Here is a 19,629-nt window from a genome sequence, read left to right on the forward strand (position 1 = left end):
GGTGGTGGCCGGGTATTCAACTGTTTTATCAGGCGATCCCTTTGGCCACACCCACGCGCCCTTGACCATCCAACAGGCCGCTCAGGCACGCAAAGCGAGGCCCCGTCCTTTGGGGGATCCTCGCGCTGATGGACGAACACTGAGCAAAAGGCGCAATTACAGGTGGAAATCGCCTGCAGCCTCCGGCTGGTAAAGCACTTTCCTGATCTCGATCCGACGGGTCCGATCAGAAATTCGCCAGTCGATGGCGTCCCCCTCCTGATAGCCCAGGATGGCGGCGCCGATGTCGGAAGACACGGAATGCTTCCCGGCGTTGCTGTCTGCGTCTTCAGGGTAGACCAAGGCCACTTCGATCTCTTCGTCGTCCAGCTGCAGCAAGGCCCTGGAGTTCATCGTGACGACATTGCGCGCCACCTGCTGCGGCTTGACGACAATGGCTCGCTCAAGCTCATGTTCGAGCTCAACAACGGCTGGGCCTTGTTCGAGCGCGATTAGACTCTCGAGCCTGGCCTTGTCGATCTCCGTGATGTAGATCCTGGTGGAGTCGCTAACGGCTCCTTCGCGCAAGAACTGGAGATAGCACCCCGCCGTCATGGAAAATGACTTCAATGTCGGCGTTTCGCTCTCAAGCACAAAGCCGCTGCGCAGAAAGGCTTTCAGCGAGCGCGCGTTGTCCGGGTGGATCTTGGCGATGAGCTTCTTGGCCCGCATGTCGAGGAAGGCCAGTTTCATGCCTTCGCGGATCGTACGGACGCCAAGGTTTCGGCCCCATTTGTCGCTGTCTCCGATGACCAGGACGATCTCGCAATTTGAGCCGGTCTTGATTAGACGGACAAAACCCACCGGGGCGTCGTGCCGGTCATAGGCCATGAAGAATCGGCCGCCCTGGTTGAATAGATGGGTCAGGATCGGCAATTGAGTCCGATCGATGACTTGCTCGATGGAGCGAGAGACATGACGCGAATCGCTCAGATAGCAGGTGACGCGCTCATCCTCCATCCAGTCCATCAGCTTCAGCGCGTGCGCCCGAGTAATTTCAGGGCACAGCGAAATGAAAGGCTTGTTCATCTTCACCACACATATTCGTAAAGGATGAAAGCCCTTCATGGCTATGGCCATGACGGTTCTTTCGGCAACCGGCTATTTTAAGACATAACGCGAGTAATGCCGAACAGCCTGAGTGACTTGTCACCGATTAGCCGAATAGCATCCGTGAACAACGTGATGGGTTTACACCGCTAGCACTGCTGCATGAGCACAGACTCAATTTCCTCAGCCGTAGCTCGTGCCGTGCGCGTGATGCCGATAAGCGTGGCCGATGCAGACCCCGTCCATTCTCCATAGCCCACCAGCCATAACCTTGGTTCGAGCAATGAATGCGTACGTTGAACATCCACCCGGCCGTCTTTGTTCAGGACACCCAGCTTGGCCAAATGGTTTAGGGCGGGTTTGAAGCCCGTGCACCAGATCACCGCATCCACCTGAGTTTCGGTTCCGTCAGCCCAGATGACGCCCGCTTCGGTGAAGCGCTCGAACGGACGCTTCGCCCACAACACGCCTCGCTCACGGGCTTCGACCACCGCAGGTACCATGACGATGTCTCCCAGTCCGCCGACGGGCTGCTCTATGACACGCCCTTCCTGCTGGGCTTTCCAGCGTTCGGTCGCCCGCTCAAACAGCACTCGACCATCGACTTCATCTGGCAGGAAAAGCGGCTCCGTCGGCGTGACCCAAGTAGCCTCTGCCACTGTGGAGACCTCAGCCAGTATTTGCGCGCCAGAGTTTCCCCCACCAACCACCAATACGCGTTTTCCGGCGAACGGCTGCGAATTCATGTAGTGCGCCGAGTGAATCTGGGTGCCGGCGAAAAGCTCTGATCCCGGGTATTCAGGGATACAGGGATCACTCCAGGTCCCTGTTGCACTTACGACGGTCTGGGCATCCCAGGATCGATCGCCGGCATGAACTCGTAACCCACCTTCGATACGCTCGACAGAGGTGACCCGTACGGGACGTTCAATCGGGAATTGGTAGCGAGCCTCGTATTGGGCCAGATAACTGATGACGTGATCGCGAGAGGGATACTCGTCCTCAGAGGGGGGCATCATCCATCCTGGAATGGAGCTCCAGGCGGCCGGCGAAAATAGCCGCAATGAGTCCCAGCCATGACGCCAGGCTCCGCCGGGTTTTTCCCCGGCATCAAGGATCAGGAATGAAAGCTGAGTGCGGCGCAGGAAATAAGCCGTTGCCAGCGCGGATTGTCCGCCGCCGATGATGATCACATCGAGCTTTTTTGCGTCCATGTTCATTCCTCTTTCAGAGATCAGATGTGGTGTGCTTGGGCAGCGCACTGGAAATCAGGGCGGCCAGTAGCACAAAGCCGCTTGATATCCACAGACAGGCTTGCAGTCCGTGGGCCTGGTAAACCCAGCCAGACAGCAAGGTGCCGACCAGCCGGCCCAATGCGTTGGACATGTAGTAAAAGCCCACGTCCAGCGATACCCCATCCTCCTTGGCATAACTGACGATCAGGTAGCTGTGCAGCGAGGAGTTCACTGCGAACAGCACACCGAATAGCATCAGCCCGCCGAGCAGTACGACCTGAGCCGACCAGCCTGCGTTCAGCCCCAGAGCAATGAGCGCGGGAAGTCCGGCCAGCGCAATGGCCCAGGTGAAGGCGGCTCGACCGTCCGGCACATGGCCACGTTTCTTGCCGGTGATGTAGGGCGCAAAAGACTGCACGATGCCGTAGCCGATGATCCAGGCGGCAAGAAAGCCACCGACCAGCCAGAAGTCCCAGCCAAATGCGGTGCTCAGGTACACCGGCAGTGCTACCACGAACCAGACGTCGCGGGCGCCGAACAGAAACAGCCGTGCAGCCGAGAGAATGTTGATCGCCCGGCTCTTGGAGAGCATGTCGCGAAATTTTGGTTTGGCCTTGGCCTTGCCCAGATCCTTTTTCAGGCGCATCAAACTGGCGATCCAGATCACTGCCAGTACTGCCGCCATGGCCAGCACCGCCATGGTGAAGCCAAGCATTGCAAGCAGCGCGCCGCCAAGGAAAAACCCCACCCCTTTGAGCGCGTTTTTCGAGCCCGTGAGGATGGCCACCCATTTGTAGAGGGTGCCTTGCTGGCTGTCCGGTACCAGGAGCTTGATGGCGCTCTTGGCGCTCATCTTGTTGAGGTCCTTGGCGATGCCGGACAACGCTTGAGCTGCCATCACCCAAGGCACTGTCAGCCAGGCGGCCGGCACCGTGAGCATCAGCAAGGCCAGCACCTGCATGCCCAGGCCGATGTTCATGGTGCGATTGAGTCCCAGGCGGGCGCCGAGGTAGCCGCCCACCAGGTTAGTGATCACGCCAAAAATTTCGTAGAACAGGAACAGCGCTGCGATCTGCAGCGGCGTGTAGCCCAGCGAATGGAAGTGCAAAACCACCAACATGCGCAACGCGCCGTCGGTGAGGGTGAAGGCCCAGTAGTTGCCGGTAACCAGCAGGTACTGACGCACTTCCATAGACAGGGCTGCCAATGCCTTCATGATCGCCGTTTACTCCGCCGCGCCGACCAGTCGGGCCAGTTCCGCTGCACGATTGGCGTAGCCCCACTCATTGTCGTACCAGGCGTAGATTTTCACCTGGGTACCGTTGACCACCAGCGTCGACAGGGCATCGATGATCGAAGACCGCGGATCGGTGCGGTAGTCGATGGATACCAATGGACGCTCTTCGTAGCCCAGGATGTCCTTCAGCGGGCCTTCGGCAGCCGCCTTCAGCAACGCGTTGACCTCTTCAGCCGTAGTCGCGTGCTCGACCTCGAACACGCAGTCGGTCAGCGAGGCGTTGGCCAGCGGTACCCGCACCGCGTGACCATTCAGCTTGCCGCGCAGCTCGGGGAAGATCTCGGCGATCGCGGTCGCCGAGCCGGTAGTGGTTGGGATCAGGCTCATGCCCGAGGCACGGGCGCGGCGCAGGTCCTTGTGCGGTGTATCAAGGATGCTCTGGGTGTTGGTCAGGTCGTGGATGGTGGTGATCGAGCCGTGACGAATGACCAGACTCTCGTGAATTACCTTCACCACCGGAGCCAGGCAGTTGGTGGTGCAGGAGGCGGCGGTGACGATGTGGTGCTGGGCCGGGTCGAACAGGTGCTGGTTGACCCCCATCACCACATTCAACGCGCCTTCTTCCTTCACTGGGGCGCAGACCACCACGCGTTTGACGCCTTGATCCAGGTAGGCCTGGAGCACTGCGACCGACTTCATCTTGCCGCTGGCCTCCAAGACCAGGTCGCAGCCCGACCAGTCGGTGTCGGCGATGGTCTTGTTGGCGGTCACCTTGATGCGCTTGCCCTCGATCACTACCGAGTCGCCTTCTGCTCCTGCCTCACGGTGCCAGCGTCCGTGAACCGAGTCGAAGTTGATCAGGTGGGCGTGAGTCTCGGCGTCGCCGGCCGGGTCATTGATCTGCACGAACTCAAAATCCGGCCAGTCCCAGGACGCGCGCAGCGCCAAACGGCCGATACGTCCAAACCCATTGATGCCTACTTTGATTGCCATGTTCTTGTTCTCGGGTTGCGGTTAGCGAATGGTCAGAGGGGGGGGTGAACTGATTGAGGTCGCCGACGTGTGCAGGGCTTTGAATCGCTCGCGGGTGCAGTTGCATGCTCAGGCAGCCTCAGATGGATCGTTGATCAACACGCTTCGACAGTTCTTCAGCCGACTCTTTACGTTCGGAGTAGCGATCGACCAGGTAGTCGCCACGGTCACGAAGCAGCAGGGTGAACTTCACCAGTTCCTCCATCACGTCGACGACGCGGTCGTAGTACGCAGAGGGCTTCATGCGGCCCGCTTCGTCGAACTCCAGATAGGCCTTCGGCACTGACGACTGGTTGGGGATGGTGAACATGCGCATCCAGCGGCCGAGTACACGCAACTGGTTGACCACGTTGAACGACTGCGAGCCGCCGCAGACCTGCATCACCGCAAGGGTCTTGCCCTGCGTCGGACGCACGGCTCCCATGCTCAGCGGAATCCAGTCGATCTGGGACTTGAACACACCGGTCATCGCGCCGTGGCGTTCTGGCGAACACCAGACCATTCCTTCCGACCAGAGCACCAGGTCGCGCAGCTCTTTGACCATGGGGTGGTCATCGGGCACGTCATCGGGCATTGGCAGGCCGGTTGGATTGAAGATCCGCGTCTCGGCACCGAAATGCTCCAGCAGGCGAGCCGCTTCCTCTGTCAGCAGGCGGCTGAAAGAACGTTCGCGGGTCGAGCCATACAACAGCAGGATGCGAGGTTTGTGTGTGGACTGCTGCTCGATCTTCAGTTTGTCGGAAGACGGCAGGTCGATCAGTTCATTGTCGAGGTTGGGGATAGGGTGTTCGGTCATGATTTTGACTCCTGGGGCAAGGCACCAGATGCTTGATCGAACCAGCGATGTTTCAGCCACGGCAATGGCCAGTTCGAAGTTGTTACTCGCGGCGGTAAAGGCCAGCGCAGTGGTACGTGGGCAGTCTGCCCAGGCCTATGCCTGACCCCACGGCCAGAAAAATCCAGCTCGTCGGGTTGCGGTCGAGCAATGAAAGGCGACTCTTGCTCATGGTGAGTCTTCCTAAACGTCAGAGCGTTCCACCGTCGGGAGCCAGGTGCTTGAAAACGGCTTCAGAAAGAATGCTGCGGCAGCTATTGGCGGTGCCGAGGAACAGGACTTTCATCGGTTTTTCTCGGCAATGTTCAGCAGCAGGTGGCGACGCGCTGTGGGCGGTCACCCATGGTGTCCAATCGTTTGGCGCTGGTGCTCAGCCATTCGCGATTGGCCTCCAGCGTCGTTACCAGAATCTCGCGTACCCAGGCGGGCAGCTGAGGATGCAGCCGGTAATAGACCCATTGGCCTTGCCGACGGTCTTCCAGCAGGCCGCAGGTGCGAAGTTGCGCCAGGTGCCGGGAAACCTTGGGCTGGCTTTCTTCCAGGGCACAGATCAGTTCGCAGACGCACAGTTCTTCCTCGCGAGCGATCAGCAGCATCATCCGAATGCGATTCTCGTCGGCGAGGCATTTGAAAACCCTGGTAGGGGTCAGTGAGTCAGTCATAGCGGTTCTCAGTGCTTGGTTTTCACGAGGGCGAACATCTCGATGGGTTCGGATCATCACTGGACGCTGCACTCGTATATGTTTTTCCGAATATACGCTTTTTCGTATGCATCGCAAGCCTGTGATGATGGGTGGCTTTACATGTGCGCCTTCGTACACATATATTGCCCCCATGACGACTCCTGACAATCTCCGCACCCACGCCATCGATGCTGCCATTGAGGCGTTGGATGAAGCCTTCTTCAAAGCCCTCTGCGAACCCTCCAGGGTCGCGGTGTTCAAGCGCGTGTTGCTGCTGGGCCGGGCGGATGTCGGTGAGATCGCCAAAGAGCTGCCGCAGGAGCGTTCTGTTATCTCAAGGCACCTGCAGGTGCTGCATGACGCCCAGATCGTGAAGGCCACCAAGGTCGGTAGGCAGGTTTTCTACGAAGTGAACGGCGGGGCGATCGTCGAGCGTCTGGAAGGACTCCTTCAGCGAACCAAGGGTCTGGTGTCGCTGTGCTGCCCGTAGTCAGGCTTTTTTTCTCTTGATATATGCATGAGTGCGCACATATGAATGAATCGAGTCGTACTTTGGATGTGGTTGTCATCGGCGGTGGGCAAGCAGGTTTGGCGCTTGGCTGGCACTTGCAGCAGCACGGCTTGGACTTCCTCATCCTCGATGAACAGACACGCCCGGGCGGAAACTGGCGTAACTACTACGACAGCTTGCAGCTGTTCTCACCGGCAGAGTACTCAGGGCTGCCAGGGCTGCCGTTTCCTGCCGACCCCAAGAGCTATCCGCTACGGGACGAGGTAGTGAAGTACCTGGAAATGTACGCGGCCGAGTTTCGACTGCCGTATCAGGGAGGTACCCGAGTGGTGGATGTAGCGCAGAAGGGAAAGCTATTTGAGATTCGCTGTGATACCGGTGCGACCTTCACCACCCATGCGGTGGTGGTGGCATCGGGTGGATTCAGCCGGCCGTTCACCCCCAACATTCCTGGGCTGGAGAGTTTTTCAGGTACTTGTCTGCATAGCTCGGCTTATCGAACGCCAGAGCCTTTTGCCGGCCAGCGTGTCGTGGTGGTAGGGGCCGCAAATTCGGCTGTTCAAATTGCCTATGAACTTGCAGGCGTCGCGCAGGTGTCATTGGCGACCCGCGAGAAAATTCGGTTCTTCCCTCAGCGAATCCTCGGGCTCGAGTTTCATACCTGGCTGAAATTTACCAGGTTGGAGCACACGCGATGGTTGAGTGACCAGCGCACACCCGTGCTGGACAGCGGCAAATACCGACATGCTCTCAATACCGGTCGATTCCAGCGCAGGGCCATGTTCCAGCAGGTGCTGCCAGAGGGTGTCGTTTGGTCGGACGCAAGCACAACCCAGATCGATGCACTGATCTTTGCGACGGGGTTCCAGCCAAACCTGGATTTTCTGACTGCTCTCCCGATAACAGACCACGGCGGGCGTGTGCTGCAGCGCAACGGAGTGGCAAGCCAGGTGCCTGGCGTGTACTTCGTGGGCTTGCCCAGGCAACGAAACTTCGCCTCCGCAACGCTCAGGGGCGTGGGCGCTGACGCCGGTTACCTGATGCCTCGACTGCTTCGTCACCTGAGCAGGGATTGCTCGTCTCACCTGTCAGCGTCGCCCCGCCAGGTTTAACCTTTGGCTGGGCGACGGAGCGAGACGGCACGCAGTGTTCCGCTGCGCGGCCCATCGGCGTGCAGCAGCTCGCTTTCTGAGTTCGACACATGGCTTGCGTCCCTACTGCACCCAAAATCCTCTCACCCTCCTAGCCGATCCCTTTGGGAGGTGGCAGAGGCCTTGTGTCAGACTCTGTTGTCTAGACCCAAAAATCGCAGCCCAGGCTGCCATTTTTTACCCGGCCCGAGGACAGGCAATGGACCGTTTTCAGGAAATGCAGGTGTTCATGGCCGTGGCCCATGACCAGGGTTTCGCGGCGGCAGCCCGGCGCCTTGGGCTGTCGGCTGCCAGCGTGACCCGGGCGGTGGCGGCGCTGGAAGTGCGGATCGGTGCGCAGTTGCTGATACGCACCACTCGCGCTGTGCAACTGACAGAAGCGGGGCAGCGGTACCTGGAAGACTGTCGACGGATTCTTGCCGATCTTCAGGACGCCGAAGAGTCCGCGGCGGGTAGTCATGCCGACCCTCGGGGGCAACTAACCATTACCGCGCCGGTACTGTTTGGTGATTTGTATGTCACGCCGGTAGTGGTGGGCTTTCTTGAGCAGTATCCGCAGGTCAGCATCAATGCCTTGCTGGTCGACCGGGTGGTGAGTCTGGTCGAGGAGGGCGTTGATGTTGCGGTGCGCATTGGCGAGCTGCCGGACAGCAGTCAGTACGCGATTGCGGTCGGTGAGGTACGCCGGGTGGTGTGCGGCTCTGCCGACTACCTCAGGCGCCATGGTCGTCCCCTGCACCCAGAGGAACTCGACCGCGCGCGGATTATCGCCACCTCTGCCATCGGTCAGCAGCGCAGTTGGCCCTTCATGGCAGCGGGTGCCTCGATGAGTGTGCGCCTGGAACCACGCATGGTGGTGACAGCCAATCAGGCCGCCATTACCGCGGCGACGCTGGGCCTGGGGTTGACCCGGGTGTTGTCCTATCAGGTGGCCGACAAGGTGGCAGCCGGTGAGCTGGAAATCGTCCTCGAGGATTTTGAGCTGCCGCCGTTGCCCATCCATGTGGTGTATCAGGGCGGGCGCAAGGCGCCTGCGCGGGTGCGCAGTTTTGTCGACTACGCGGTGCAGGCTCTGCGCGAACATCCGGCATTGCGCGGCTGAGGCATTATTGCGGTGGGTGAAATAGCGGATTGCCTTTTCTGGTGATTCTGTTGTTTTTTCAGCCGATGCAAGATGGACTTCACCAGCGCAGTTCGCTCCTGAGCGGCGCGATTTCCCCCTGGAGTCGATCATGCACAGCATCAAACTCTACAACTTCCCTCGCTCCGGCCACGCCCATCGGGTGGAGCTGATGCTGTCTTTGCTGGATCTGCCCACCGAACTGATATTTGTCGATCTGGCGAAGGGTGAGCACAAGCAGCCCGATTTCCTCGCGTTGAATGCGTTTGGCCAGGTGCCGGTGATCGATGATCAAGGCGTGGTGCTGGCTGATTCCAACGCCATTTTGCTGTACCTGGCGCAAAAATATGGCCAGGGCCGTTGGCTGCCTGCCGACCCCGTGGGCGCTGCCCGGGTGCAGCGCTGGTTGTCGGTGGCGGCCGGGCCAATTGCCTATGGCCCGGCTGCCGCGCGCCTGATCACGGTGTTTGGCGCCACCCATAACGCGCAAGAAGTGATCGCCCGTGCCCACGCACTGCTCAAGGTGATGGATCAGGAACTCGCCAGCTCCCGCTACCTGGTGGGTGACGAGCCGACCATCGCGGATGTCGCCGGCTACAGCTACATCGCCCACGCCCCGGAAGGCAATGTGGCCCTGGACGAGTACGCCAACGTGCGGGCCTGGCTGGCGCGAATCGAAGCGCTGCCGGGTTTCGTGGCCATGCCCCGCACAGTCGCCGGTCTGCAAACCGCCTGAAACTGCGCCAAGTGCGCAGGGGAGTTGTTTGATGGACGTTTCACCCTGGCACGCAGGCGAGCGACAGTTGCAGACCCTTGTCGGCGTTGCCGAACGCATGGAAGCGTTTGGCCGCAAGGTGATCCGCAGCGAAATGCCGGAGCAACATCGCCAGTTTTATGCTCAGTTACCCTTCGTGCTGTTCGGTGCAGTCGACGCTCTAGGTCATCCCTGGGCCAGCGTTCTCGAAGGCCCGCCCGGCTTTGCCCATTCTGCGGAGCCTGCGCGGTTGTGCCTGGACAGCCTGCCCAGTGTCGATGATCCGGCGCAGATACGGGCCGGCGCGGCGATCGGGTTACTGGGGATCGAACTGCACAGTCGTCGGCGCAACCGCCTCAATGGCCGGGTGCTGACGGTCGACGAGTCGGGGGTGAGTGTTGCGGTCGAGCAGGCCTTCGGTAATTGCCCGCAGTACATCCAGTTGCGCCAGTACGAAGCCGTGCCGCCGGCCGACCCCTCCATGCGCGTCGCGCACCACCTCGACGCCCTGGATGACGCGGCCCGGGCGTTGATTCGCACAGCCGACACCTTCTTTGTCGCCAGTTATGTGGATGTGGATAACTCACGGGCGGTGGATGTTTCCCATCGCGGCGGCGCGGCCGGCTTCGTTCAGGTACAGGGCAATCGCCTGACCATTCCCGACTTCGCCGGCAACCGCCACTTCAACACCTTGGGCAACCTGTTGCTCAACCCCCGAGCCGGGCTGCTGTTCATCGATTTCACCACCGGTGATGTGCTGCAGCTCAGTGGTCGTAGCGAAATCATCCTGGACGGGCCGCAAGTGGCGGCCTTCCAAGGGGCTGAACGGCTGTGGACGCTGCAGGTGGAGCAGGTCGTCCGGCGGCCGGCGGCGCTGGCTTTACGCTGGCGTCGCTCAGGCGTAGGACAGTGACTTCTCGGCCAGCACTTCCTCGTACAACGCCGCCCACTGGCGACCCATTTCTTCAGCGCTGAACAACTGCCGGTAACGAGCCTCGGCCTTGACGCCCATGACGGCGGCCTGTTGCGGGTTATCCCACAGGGTGCGCATGGCCTGGCGCAAGGCCGGTGGATCGCTCGGTGGCACCACCAACCCAGTTTCGCCGTGACTGTTGATGTAGCTGGTACCGGTACCGATTTCACTGGAGATCATCGGTTTGCCATACATCGCCCCTTCCAGCAGCGAAATGCCAAAGGCCTCCGAGCGCAGGTGTGAAGGAAAGACGATGGCGTAGCTCAGCTCCAGCAAGGCGGCCTTGTCCTCATCGTCGAGACGGCCGAGGAACTGGACATTGCGCAGGCCCAGTGCGGCGGCCTGCGCGTGCAGTTCAACCTCCAGCGGCCCAGCACCGACGATCACCACCGGGTAATCGACACCCTTGAGGGCCTCGAGCAGGATGTGCAGCCCTTTGTAGTAGCGCATCACCCCGACGAACAGGAAAAAGCGCTCGCCCAGGCGTTCCCGCCAACGGGCCATGCGCTCAGGGTCGGACTTGGGGTAGGCGGCTTTGTTAAGGCCATAGGGAATGACCCGGGTCTTGTCCGGGAATTTTTTCAGCACTTCACTGGTATGCAGGTAGTTCGGCGAGGCAGCGACAATCCGGTCGGCGCTGGCCAGAAACCGCGTCATCAACGGCTGGTAGAGCTTGAGCAGGAGCTTTTGCCGGATGATGTCCGAGTGGTAGGTCACCACGCTTGGTTTGTTCATGCCGCTGAGAAAATGCACTAGATCCATGAACGGCCAGGGGAAGTGATAGTTGATCACGTCAGCTTCGGCGGCCAGCTCACGAAACTGTTTGAGCACGCTGTAGGAGAACCCGGTGGAGGCGATCTGCACATCGAGTTTGGCCCGGTGCACCTGGTGCTGGCCAAACGGGATAACCGCCGGTACGGGGTTGGCGCTCAACGTCAGCACCTGGCTCTCGATGCCATGGGCGGCGCCACTTTCACAGAGCTCGAACATCACGTGCTCGATGCCGCCGACGGTTTCCGACAAATAGGTTTTATAGAAATGTAGGACGCGCATTCAACCTCCTAAAACCTGGCGATAGGCGCGCGCGGTGAGCGTCGCGCAGCGATCCCAGGAAAAAAGCTTCGCCTGTTGCAGCCCGGCTTCTCGGCTTACCTGCCAATGCACTTGATCGTCGGCCAGCCGGCTCATGGCATCGCATAAGCCGTGCACGTCCTCGGGTTCAATATAGTTGCCCGCAGCCCCCGCGACTTCCGGCATGGCCGAGCGTCGGGTGAGGATGACCGGGGTACCACTGGCCATGGCCTCCAGCACGGGCAGGCCAAAACCTTCATAGATCGATGGAAACACCAGGGCCCGGGCACCGGCCACCAAGTGGGCGACGTCCTCATCGGGCAGGTACCCGAGCAGGCAGACATGCCCACTGGCCAGGCCCTTGCGCAGTTCATCATCGAGCTGCTGGGCCTTCCAGCCGGCCATCCCGACAATCAGCAAGGGCAAGCGCTGGCGCAGCGATTCCGGCAGCTGGGCATGGGCGCGCAGCGCCAGCCCGAGGTTCTTGCGCGGCTCCAGGGTGCCGACACACAGAAAGTAACCACGCGGCTCGACCCCGTGCGCCTGCAGTACCTGGCGCAAGTCCGCGTCGGTACGTGGGTGAAAACGCGGGGCAAACCCCAGGGGGGCGACCACGAAGCGCTCCGGCCCCAGGCCAAAATACGCTTGCGCTTCATCGGCGATGAACTGGGAGTCGGTGAGGATCAGGCTGGCCTGTTTCACCCCCTGTTCCAGGCGTCGTTCGATTTCTTTCAAGCGTGCCGCCGGCTGGGTGGCGGGGTAGTGCACGTGCGTCAGGTCGTGCAGGGTGACGACCGTCGGCCCCTTGAATGCCAGCGGCCACAGGCTCGGCTCGTGGTACAGCTGGATATTGCCGGGGCGACCCTGGTCGAAGCGACGTTGCTCCAGCCAGCGGCGTGCCTGATACGCTCCGGGGATCTGCCGCAGCACCGGACTCAGTCGTGAGTAACCGGGCATCGCGGCGCTCGGCAGCTGGGAGCTCCAGCCCCAGCCGTGGAATAACGACAGGCTGATGTCCGGCTCCTGGCCTAGGGCGTTGACCAGCTCCGCCAGGTAATGGCCGATGCCCGTGCGTGGCGCCTGCAGGATTCGCGCATTAAGAGCAATCTGCATGCTGCCTCTCAACCGTCGCCGGGGTCTTGCGCACATGGCGCAGGACGCGCTCCACCAGTTGTGCACTGGCCTCGCGCCAACCCAGCCAGCGCCACTCCTTGACGTCGCGCTCCGCCGGGAAGGTGCCGGTGGTTTCCATCTGCGTCATCAGGTCGACCAGGGTCTGTGGTTCATCCAGGTCGAAATACGCCATGAACGGACCACCGATCTCACGGAACACCGGGATGTCACTGCCCATCGCCGGCAAGCCGCGCTGCATGGCCTCCACCAGCGGCAGGCCGAACCCTTCGACATAAGACGGGAAGACCAGCGCGGTGGCGTTGGAGTAGGCGTACTCAAGGCTCTTGTCGGTGAGCGCGTTGAACATGAACAGGCGTTGGTTGAGCTGCGGGTGCTGGCGGATCCGCTCGATCAGCGCATCGCACTTCCAACCGATGCGCCCGGCAATGCACAGCCGTGCGCGCGAGCCTTTGGCCCAAGCCAGCTCGAAGGCATCGAGCAGGTAGGCGTGGTTCTTGCGCGGCTCGATGGTGCTGACCATCAGGTACACCGGGTCTTTGTTCTTGAACATCTGCTTGAGGGCCGGCTCCACCGGCAACGCGTCGTCGGTCAGGTCCAGCTCGCTGCCCAGGTGAAAGTGGTCGAACCAGCGTTGCGCCACTTGCTCGGAGCCGACGCGGCGCAGCATCTCCTCGCGCACCTGATCGCTAATGGTCGCGGAAATGGCCACGTAGCCGTCGGCGGTCTTCGCGATCCAGTCGAACCACTCGTTGAACACCCGGACCAGCCCGGCGTCGCAGAACTGCGGATGGGTCAGCGGGATCAAGTCATAGATCACCGAGACAATGCCCACGCCATCGCGCTTGAGTTGTTCGGCCAGGGGGAAAAAATCGGCGTGCCAGGAAGAGTCCAGGAGCACCAGTTGATCACCCGCCTGATGCTGCAGGGGTTGGCAGCGGGTGGGGATTTCCTGGCGCCTGAGGCAGTAATTGAGCAACCGGATCGGCACGCTCAACGCGGCAAATGCCGCCAGCCGGCAGCCGACATACAACACTCGGCGAGCGAACCGGGATTGGCGAAACGGCGTGCGCCGCTCCAGCGTGCGGTGCATCAGCCAGAACCGGTTGGCGATCTGCTCCAGCCGTACGCGCACACCCATCAGGTCCAGCTTGGGCACCTTCAGTGGCGCCAGGCTGGTCACTTGGTACAACGCGCCCTTGAGCATCACCACGGGAATGCATTCGACCGCCGGGTTGTTTTTTGGCAGCTCGGTAATGACGTTACGCACCACGCGCTGGATCCCCGAGTTGGCTTCAGGGTGTTCGAACACATAGGTGCATTCAACCAGCAGTCGTGTCATGGGGCGATCTCCGGCGCCTGCGGTTGTCCCGAGGTTTCTGATGAGCGGGTGATGCTGGTTTGTGCCTCCAGCCACGAGCAACCGACAAAGTCTTCCTGACGGTTGTTGATCACATGGAACACCAGGCCGTAATCGCGCCATTCGAAGTTGCGGTCCAGGTGCGAGTCCAGGCGCGACAGGCTCAGGGCCACGGAATAGTTGCCCTTGCCCAAGCGCATGGGGAACGCAAAGCGGTAAGTCACCCGTTCGCCGGCGTGCAAGTCCGTCAGGGCCTGGTCGAGGCGGTGGGTGTTGATGCCGTATATCGCCTGGCCGAGGCGGTCCTTGATCATGAAGCCCAGGACCAGGCGCTCGATGTCCTGGCGCACATCCACCTGCACCTCCAGCACCATGGGCTGGCCGACTTCGGCGACTTCCACCGAACGCTGGCGCTGATCCAGCAGGCGCACGCTGTGGATGGTCGCTTCACCGGTTCCGGAAATGGTTTGCACCTGGCCGTTGGCGAGCATCTCCTGGCGCACGATCTGGCCTTCGCGTTCGGCGAGCATGGCGTTGTAGTAGTCCATGACTTCTTCCGGCTTGCCGTGCATGGCCATGCGGCCCTTCTCCAGGAGGATCGCGGTGTCGCAGATCGACTGGATGGCCGAGCGGTCGTGGGACACGATCAGCAACGTGGTGCCGGCGCGGCGGAAGCTGCGGATGCGTTCGAAGCTCTTGTGCTGGAAGTAGGCATCACCCACCGACAGCGCCTCATCGACGATCAGGATGTCGGGCCGGCGCGCGGTGGCGACACTGAACGCCAGGCGCATCTGCATGCCACTGGAATAGGTGCGCACGGGCTGATCGATGGCCTCGCCGATCTCGGCGAAACCTTCGATTTCCGGCATCAGCGCCTCGATTTCCTCGACCTGCATGCCCAGCAACTGACCCGCCATGAAGGCGTTCTGCCGACCGGTAAAGTCCGGGTGGAAACCCATGCCCAACTCCAGCAGGGCCGCCACGCGGCCTTGCAGGTGAATCTGGCCACAGGTGGGCTGGGTGGTACCGGTGATCATTTTCAGCAGGGTACTTTTGCCGGCGCCGTTGACCCCGACAATGCCCACCGCTTCACCGGCCGGGATTTCAAAGTCGACGCCTTGCAGCACCCAGTGCTGTTCATGGCGAGGTCGGGAGAAGGGCACCAGCCATTCAATCAGCCGGCTCCAGCGGTTCGGGTATTGTTTGTAGGCCTTGCCCAGGCCCGTGACGCGTATGGTTCCCATCAGAGCTCATCCACCATTTCACCGACACGCTGGCGGAAAAGCCGCAGCCCCATCACACAGAACAGCAGGCCGATCACCAGCACGGGGGTCAGCGAACTCCAGTCCGGCCACTGGTTGTAGAGAAACACGTTCTGGTAGCTGTGCATCAAGGCCGTCAGCGGGTTGAGCGCCAGGACGCGCTGGATACCCTCGGGCAGGATCGACATCGGGTAGACGATGGGCGTCAGCCAGAACCAGAACTGCAGGAGGATGCCGAAGAATTGCCCGACATCCCGGAAGAACACGTTCAGCACGCCCAGAATCATCCCCAACCCGGCCGAGAACATCACTTGCAGGGCCAGCAACGGCACCAGCGCCAGCAATGCCATGCCGGGCAAGCGCCCGGTGATCAGCAAAAAGCCGAGGAACAGGCCGAGAATGATCGCGAAGTTGATCCCGGCGTTGAGCAGCACAATCACCGGCAGGCAAATCCTGGGGAAGCTGATCTTCTTCAGCAGGTTGGCGTTTTCCAGGAACATGCTCTGGCTGCGCAGGGTGATCTCGGAGAACAGCCCCCAGGTCAGCAGGCCGGCGCACAGGTACACGCTATAGGCCAGCCCATCCTCCACGCCCGGCAACCGGGCGCGCATGATCTGGGAGAAGATCACCGTGTACACCACGATCATCGACAGCGGGTTGAGCACGGTCCACAAGGCACCGAACAGGGAGTTGCGATAACGCGACTGGAACTCGCGTTTGACACTGCCGAGGATGAAACCCCGGTAGCTGCGCAGCGAGCGGTAGAGGTTGAGGAGCATTCAGACTGTCCTGCCGTACTGATCTTCGAAGCGGACAATATCGTCCTCTCCCAGATACTCACCGCTTTGTACTTCAATGATGACCAGGTCGATGACCCCAGGGTTTTCCAGGCGATGCTTGTGGCCGGCGGCGATGAAGGTGGACTCGTTCTTGGCCACCAGGTGCGAACCGGATCCGTTGTTGGTGACCTTGGCCATGCCTTCGACCACGACCCAGTGTTCGTTGCGGTGATGGTGCATCTGCAAGGACAGCTTGGCCCCGGGCTTGACCACGATGCGCTTGATCTTGAAGCGCGGGCCTTCCTCCAGCACGGTATATGTGCCCCACGGACGGCTCACGGTACGGTGCAGGCGGTAGCTTTCGTGCGCCTGGTCCTTGAGCTGCTTGACCACCTTGCGCACGTCCTGGGCACGGTCGGCGTGCGCCACCAGCACGGCATCGGCGGTGTCGATGACAATCAGGTTATCCACACCCACTGTGGCGACCATGCGCCCATCGCTCTGCACGAAGTTGTGGTGGCTGTCGATGAACAGGGCTTCACCACTGGCGCGGTTGTTCTGCGCATCGGCGGCGATCAGGCTGCTGACCGCGCCCCAGGAGCCGATGTCGCTCCAGTCGAAGCTGGCGGGAACCACCACCACGTTGTCGGAGCGCTCCATCAGGGCGTAGTCGATGGAAATATCGCTCATCTGCTCGAAATGACTCGCCGACAGCTCCTGTTGCAGGCAGCCGCCAGCTTCCACCAGCGTACTGGCCGCCAGGCACGCGTCTGTCTGTTCCAGCAGCTCGGGGGCATGGGTTTTCAGCTCTGCCAACACGCTGGCGACCGAGAAACAGAACATGCCCGAATTCCACAGGAAGTTGCCGCTATCCAGGTAGTGGGAGGCGGTCTGCAGGTCAGGTTTTTCCTTGAACTGCGCAACCCTGGCCGCCCCGTGTTCGTCGAGTGGGGCGCCACGTTCGATGTAGCCGAAACCGGTCTCGGGGGCAGTCGGGATGACGCCGAATGTCACCAGGTGGCCGCACTCGGCCAGGGCTACGGCGTGCTTGACCGCCGCCTTGAAGGCCTCTTCGTCCTGGATCAGGTGATCGGCCGGCATCACCACCATAATCACGTCGTTGCCGTGCAGGGCCTGCAGTGACAGCGCAGCAGCAGCAATGGCCGGGGCCGTGTTGCGGCCCATTGGTTCGAGCACGAAGTGACCACGGTGATGGCCCAGGTGGGCATCCTGGTAGTGATCCTTGCTTTGAAAGTAGTAGTCGCGGTTGGTCACGGTGACGATATCGCCGTGGCTGCCCAGCAGCGAGGCCGCGCGTCGGTAGGTCTTGCCCAGCAGAGTCTCGCCATCAGGCAGGGTCATGAATGGCTTGGGGTGGCCTTCACGCGAAACCGGCCACAGGCGTGTCCCGGCACCGCCGGAAAGAATCACAGGGATCAGCATGACCTACTCCTTGGCGACGCGTTTCATGTCCGCTTCCATCATCATGCGGATCAGGGTCTGCAAATCGGTTTTTGGTTTCCAGCCCAGCACCCGTTGCGCCTTGGCCGGGTTGCCGAGCAACACGTCGACTTCGGCCGGGCGGAAAAACGCCGGGTCGATCTTCACGAAGTCGCGGTAGTTGAGGCCCACATGATCGAAGGCGATCTGGCACATCTCGCGCACGGTGGTGGTAACGCCCGTGGCCACCACGAAGTCGTCGGCCTGGTCCTGTTGCAGCATCAGCCACATGGCTTCGACATAGTCACCGGCAAAACCCCAATCGCGCTTGGCGTCGATGTTGCCCAGGCGCAGTTCCTGCTGTTTGCCCTGCTTGATGCGGGCGGCGGCGTCGGTGACCTTGCGGGTTACGAACTCGATCCCGCGCAGTGGCGATTCGTGGTTGAACAGGATGCCGCTGCTGGCATGCAGGTTGAAGCTTTCGCGGTAGTTGACCGTGATCCAGTGGCCGTAGAGCTTGGCCACGCCGTAGGGGCTGCGTGGATAGAACGGGGTGTTTTCGTCCTGCTGCTCGGCCTGGATCAAGCCAAACATCTCGCTGGTCGAGGCCTGGTAGAAACGGGTGTGTGGACTGAACTGACGGATCGCTTCAAGCAGGTGGGTCACGCCCAGGCCGTCGACAATCCCGGTGGTCACGGGTTGATCCCAGGACGCCGCGACAAAACTTTGCGCCGCCAGGTTGTACACCTCATCCGGTGCGGACTTGATTACCGCGCGCTGCACCGAGCAGGCGTCGGCCATGTCACCGTCCAGGTAATGGATATCACTTTCGACTCCCATTTCCCGCAGCCGCCAGCGCGAATCGCTGCTGCGCCGTGCAACCAGTCCGTGGACGCGATATCCCTTGTCGAGCAACAGTTTGGCCAGATAGGCGCCATCCTGGCCGGTGATCCCTGTGATCAGTGCACTTTTTGTCATTCTTGTCGTACCCGTGACTCCCAGTCGGACAGGATCGCCCGCAAGGATTGTTGTGTTGTAAGTTCAGGCGCCCATCCGGTGGTCTGGTGCAACCGGGCATGGCTCCCGCAGACGCGACGCTGCTCCGCACGGCGCAGGCGCGCGGGGTCTTGAATCAGTTGCACGTGGACCTGGGCCAGATCCGCCAATTGCTCGATCAGGCCGCGTACGCTCTGCTCGACGCCGGAGCAGATGTTGTACACCTGCCCAGGCTCCCCCTTCTCCAGCAAGGCCAGGTAGGCCGACACCACGTCCGCGACGTCGAGGAAGTCGCGTGTCACATCGATATCGCCGACCTGCAGTTGTGCCGGTTGCAGGCCTTGTTTGATCCGGCAGATCTGCCGGGCGGCGCTGGCGACGACAAAACTGTCCATTTGCCCGGGGCCAATGTGGTTGAACGGGCGCGCGACCAGCACCGGCCAGCCCTCGGTCATGCCCCATTGCAGGCACAACAATTCCGCCGAGAGCTTGCTCACGGCATAGGGGTTGCGCGGGCAGGGTGGCTGGTGTTCGTCGATGGGCAAGGCGCTTTCGCTGACCTGGCCGTACACATCGCCCGAACTGACATACAGGAAGGTGCCGCTGAAGCCGCGGGCCTTGAGTGCTTGCAACAGGTGGAGAGTGCCCAGCAGGTTGACCTGAAAGGTATTGGCCGGGTCACGGAAGGCTTCGGGAACGAAGGTTTGCCCCGCCAGGTGGATCACCGCATCGGGCAGTTCCGGCCATAGGCCTTCGAGGCTTTTTGGCTCGCGCAGGTCGTAGCCCGGGGCAACAGGCAGCAATTGCCACTGCGAGTCGACAGCGTTCAGGCGTGATTGGATATGACGGCCGACGAAACCATTCAGGCCTGTAACGAACAGACGCTTTTTCAAGCAACAGCCCCTCAATCGGTAAACTTTGCCATACCCCACCCATTTTGTTGGGCGAACCCGAAAAGCTGTGCGCTTTT

18 protein-coding genes and 2 pseudogenes are annotated in these 19,629 nt (G+C 61.1%); 5 read left to right on the plus strand and 15 right to left on the minus strand.

Annotation, left to right across the window (positions count from 1 at the left end):
* Positions 1-156: 156 nt before the first annotated feature.
* From Q1W70_RS10360 to Q1W70_RS10390, 7 genes and pseudogenes are all read right to left on the minus strand, one after another.
* Positions 157-1,119, minus strand: a complete 963-nt coding sequence (locus Q1W70_RS10360) for a bifunctional GNAT family N-acetyltransferase/nucleoside diphosphate kinase regulator (protein ID WP_185818737.1) — start codon at positions 1,117-1,119, stop codon at positions 157-159.
* A 119-nt stretch (positions 1,120-1,238) separates the two neighbouring features.
* Complete coding sequence (locus tag Q1W70_RS10365) at positions 1,239-2,303, minus strand: ArsO family NAD(P)H-dependent flavin-containing monooxygenase (protein ID WP_166588849.1); 1,065 nt, start codon at positions 2,301-2,303, stop codon at positions 1,239-1,241.
* Between the two features lie 13 nt (positions 2,304-2,316).
* A complete protein-coding gene (gene arsJ, locus Q1W70_RS10370; protein WP_302098803.1) occupies positions 2,317-3,540 on the minus strand; it encodes an organoarsenical effux MFS transporter ArsJ in 1,224 nt (407 codons plus the stop codon).
* Between the two features lie 9 nt (positions 3,541-3,549).
* Complete coding sequence (locus Q1W70_RS10375) at positions 3,550-4,554, minus strand: ArsJ-associated glyceraldehyde-3-phosphate dehydrogenase (RefSeq protein WP_302098804.1); 1,005 nt, start codon at positions 4,552-4,554, stop codon at positions 3,550-3,552.
* Positions 4,555-4,672: 118 nt separating this feature from the next.
* Positions 4,673-5,389, minus strand: coding sequence for an arsenical resistance protein ArsH (arsH, locus tag Q1W70_RS10380; protein WP_166588846.1), 717 nt, complete (start codon positions 5,387-5,389; stop codon positions 4,673-4,675).
* A 241-nt stretch (positions 5,390-5,630) separates the two neighbouring features.
* Positions 5,631-5,714, minus strand: a pseudogene (locus Q1W70_RS27410) (arsenate reductase/protein-tyrosine-phosphatase family protein); the annotation flags it as partial.
* A gap of 19 nt (positions 5,715-5,733) precedes the next feature.
* Complete coding sequence (locus Q1W70_RS10390) at positions 5,734-6,090, minus strand: metalloregulator ArsR/SmtB family transcription factor (protein ID WP_166588845.1); 357 nt, start codon at positions 6,088-6,090, stop codon at positions 5,734-5,736.
* A 172-nt stretch (positions 6,091-6,262) separates the two neighbouring features.
* On the opposite strand from Q1W70_RS10390, the gene Q1W70_RS10395 reads away from it, so the two are divergent.
* From Q1W70_RS10395 to Q1W70_RS10415, 5 genes and pseudogenes are all read left to right on the plus strand, one after another.
* A complete protein-coding gene (locus Q1W70_RS10395; RefSeq protein ID WP_166588844.1) occupies positions 6,263-6,601 on the plus strand; it encodes an ArsR/SmtB family transcription factor in 339 nt (112 codons plus the stop codon).
* A gap of 41 nt (positions 6,602-6,642) precedes the next feature.
* Positions 6,643-7,734: a flavin-containing monooxygenase gene (locus Q1W70_RS10400; protein WP_265536981.1), complete on the plus strand. Its 1,092-nt coding sequence runs from the start codon at positions 6,643-6,645 to the stop codon at positions 7,732-7,734.
* Positions 7,735-7,972: 238 nt separating this feature from the next.
* Positions 7,973-8,875, plus strand: coding sequence for a LysR family transcriptional regulator (locus tag Q1W70_RS10405; protein ID WP_166588842.1), 903 nt, complete (start codon positions 7,973-7,975; stop codon positions 8,873-8,875).
* Positions 8,876-9,005: 130 nt separating this feature from the next.
* Complete coding sequence (locus Q1W70_RS10410; protein WP_182342915.1) at positions 9,006-9,629, plus strand: glutathione S-transferase family protein; 624 nt, start codon at positions 9,006-9,008, stop codon at positions 9,627-9,629.
* A 31-nt stretch (positions 9,630-9,660) separates the two neighbouring features.
* Positions 9,661-10,551: pseudogene (locus Q1W70_RS10415) on the plus strand (pyridoxamine 5'-phosphate oxidase family protein); the annotation flags it as partial.
* Here the strand turns inward: Q1W70_RS10415 and Q1W70_RS10420 are convergent.
* Genes Q1W70_RS10420 through Q1W70_RS10455 form a run of 8 tightly spaced genes read right to left on the minus strand, consistent with a single transcriptional unit; the run spans position 10,543 to position 19,552 of the window.
* Positions 10,543-11,673: a glycosyltransferase family 4 protein gene (locus Q1W70_RS10420; RefSeq protein WP_166588839.1), complete on the minus strand. Its 1,131-nt coding sequence runs from the start codon at positions 11,671-11,673 to the stop codon at positions 10,543-10,545. The pseudogene Q1W70_RS10415 and the gene Q1W70_RS10420 overlap by 9 nt on opposite strands.
* Positions 11,674-12,804: a glycosyltransferase family 4 protein gene (locus Q1W70_RS10425; RefSeq protein ID WP_182342911.1), complete on the minus strand. Its 1,131-nt coding sequence runs from the start codon at positions 12,802-12,804 to the stop codon at positions 11,674-11,676.
* On the minus strand, positions 12,788-14,164 hold the full coding sequence (locus Q1W70_RS10430; protein WP_166588837.1) for a glycosyltransferase family 4 protein: 1,377 nt from the start codon (positions 14,162-14,164) through the stop codon (positions 12,788-12,790). Before Q1W70_RS10430 ends, Q1W70_RS10425 begins: the two co-directional genes overlap by 17 nt.
* A complete protein-coding gene (locus Q1W70_RS10435; RefSeq protein WP_166588836.1) occupies positions 14,161-15,426 on the minus strand; it encodes an ABC transporter ATP-binding protein in 1,266 nt (421 codons plus the stop codon). Before Q1W70_RS10435 ends, Q1W70_RS10430 begins: the two co-directional genes overlap by 4 nt.
* Entirely contained in the window at positions 15,426-16,223 is a 798-nt protein-coding gene (locus tag Q1W70_RS10440) for an ABC transporter permease (RefSeq protein ID WP_095165044.1), read from the minus strand. The genes Q1W70_RS10435 and Q1W70_RS10440 overlap by 1 nt, the downstream gene beginning before the upstream one ends.
* Positions 16,224-17,666 (minus strand): mannose-1-phosphate guanylyltransferase/mannose-6-phosphate isomerase, encoded by a 1,443-nt coding sequence (locus Q1W70_RS10445; protein ID WP_166588834.1) that lies wholly within the window; start codon positions 17,664-17,666, stop codon positions 16,224-16,226.
* Between the two features lie 3 nt (positions 17,667-17,669).
* Entirely contained in the window at positions 17,670-18,641 is a 972-nt protein-coding gene (gmd, locus tag Q1W70_RS10450; RefSeq protein WP_166588833.1) for a GDP-mannose 4,6-dehydratase, read from the minus strand.
* Complete coding sequence (locus tag Q1W70_RS10455) at positions 18,638-19,552, minus strand: GDP-mannose 4,6-dehydratase (RefSeq protein WP_166588832.1); 915 nt, start codon at positions 19,550-19,552, stop codon at positions 18,638-18,640. The genes gmd and Q1W70_RS10455 overlap by 4 nt, the downstream gene beginning before the upstream one ends.
* Between the last annotated feature and the right edge of the window lie 77 nt (positions 19,553-19,629).

Source organism: Pseudomonas kielensis (assembly GCF_030505375.1).
GTDB lineage: Bacteria > Pseudomonadota > Gammaproteobacteria > Pseudomonadales > Pseudomonadaceae > Aquipseudomonas > Aquipseudomonas kielensis.

What these genes read in the sequence shown, in the direction of transcription:
- Q1W70_RS10360 (WP_185818737.1), bottom strand. Translation starts at nt 1,119, where the DNA reads ATGGCCATAGCCATGAAGGGCTTTCATCCTTTACGAATATGTGTGGTG.
- Q1W70_RS10365 (WP_166588849.1), bottom strand. Translation starts at nt 2,303, where the DNA reads ATGGACGCAAAAAAGCTCGATGTGATCATCATCGGCGGCGGACAATCC.
- arsJ (WP_302098803.1), bottom strand. Translation starts at nt 3,540, where the DNA reads ATGAAGGCATTGGCAGCCCTGTCTATGGAAGTGCGTCAGTACCTGCTG.
- Q1W70_RS10375 (WP_302098804.1), bottom strand. Translation starts at nt 4,554, where the DNA reads ATGGCAATCAAAGTAGGCATCAATGGGTTTGGACGTATCGGCCGTTTG.
- arsH (WP_166588846.1), bottom strand. Translation starts at nt 5,389, where the DNA reads ATGACCGAACACCCTATCCCCAACCTCGACAATGAACTGATCGACCTG.
- Q1W70_RS10390 (WP_166588845.1), bottom strand. Translation starts at nt 6,090, where the DNA reads ATGACTGACTCACTGACCCCTACCAGGGTTTTCAAATGCCTCGCCGAC.
- Q1W70_RS10395 (WP_166588844.1), top strand. Translation starts at nt 6,263, where the DNA reads ATGACGACTCCTGACAATCTCCGCACCCACGCCATCGATGCTGCCATT.
- Q1W70_RS10400 (WP_265536981.1), top strand. Translation starts at nt 6,643, where the DNA reads ATGAATGAATCGAGTCGTACTTTGGATGTGGTTGTCATCGGCGGTGGG.
- Q1W70_RS10405 (WP_166588842.1), top strand. Translation starts at nt 7,973, where the DNA reads ATGGACCGTTTTCAGGAAATGCAGGTGTTCATGGCCGTGGCCCATGAC.
- Q1W70_RS10410 (WP_182342915.1), top strand. Translation starts at nt 9,006, where the DNA reads ATGCACAGCATCAAACTCTACAACTTCCCTCGCTCCGGCCACGCCCAT.
- Q1W70_RS10420 (WP_166588839.1), bottom strand. Translation starts at nt 11,673, where the DNA reads ATGCGCGTCCTACATTTCTATAAAACCTATTTGTCGGAAACCGTCGGC.
- Q1W70_RS10425 (WP_182342911.1), bottom strand. Translation starts at nt 12,804, where the DNA reads ATGCAGATTGCTCTTAATGCGCGAATCCTGCAGGCGCCACGCACGGGC.
- Q1W70_RS10430 (WP_166588837.1), bottom strand. Translation starts at nt 14,164, where the DNA reads ATGACACGACTGCTGGTTGAATGCACCTATGTGTTCGAACACCCTGAA.
- Q1W70_RS10435 (WP_166588836.1), bottom strand. Translation starts at nt 15,426, where the DNA reads ATGGGAACCATACGCGTCACGGGCCTGGGCAAGGCCTACAAACAATAC.
- Q1W70_RS10440 (WP_095165044.1), bottom strand. Translation starts at nt 16,223, where the DNA reads ATGCTCCTCAACCTCTACCGCTCGCTGCGCAGCTACCGGGGTTTCATC.
- Q1W70_RS10445 (WP_166588834.1), bottom strand. Translation starts at nt 17,666, where the DNA reads ATGCTGATCCCTGTGATTCTTTCCGGCGGTGCCGGGACACGCCTGTGG.
- gmd (WP_166588833.1), bottom strand. Translation starts at nt 18,641, where the DNA reads ATGACAAAAAGTGCACTGATCACAGGGATCACCGGCCAGGATGGCGCC.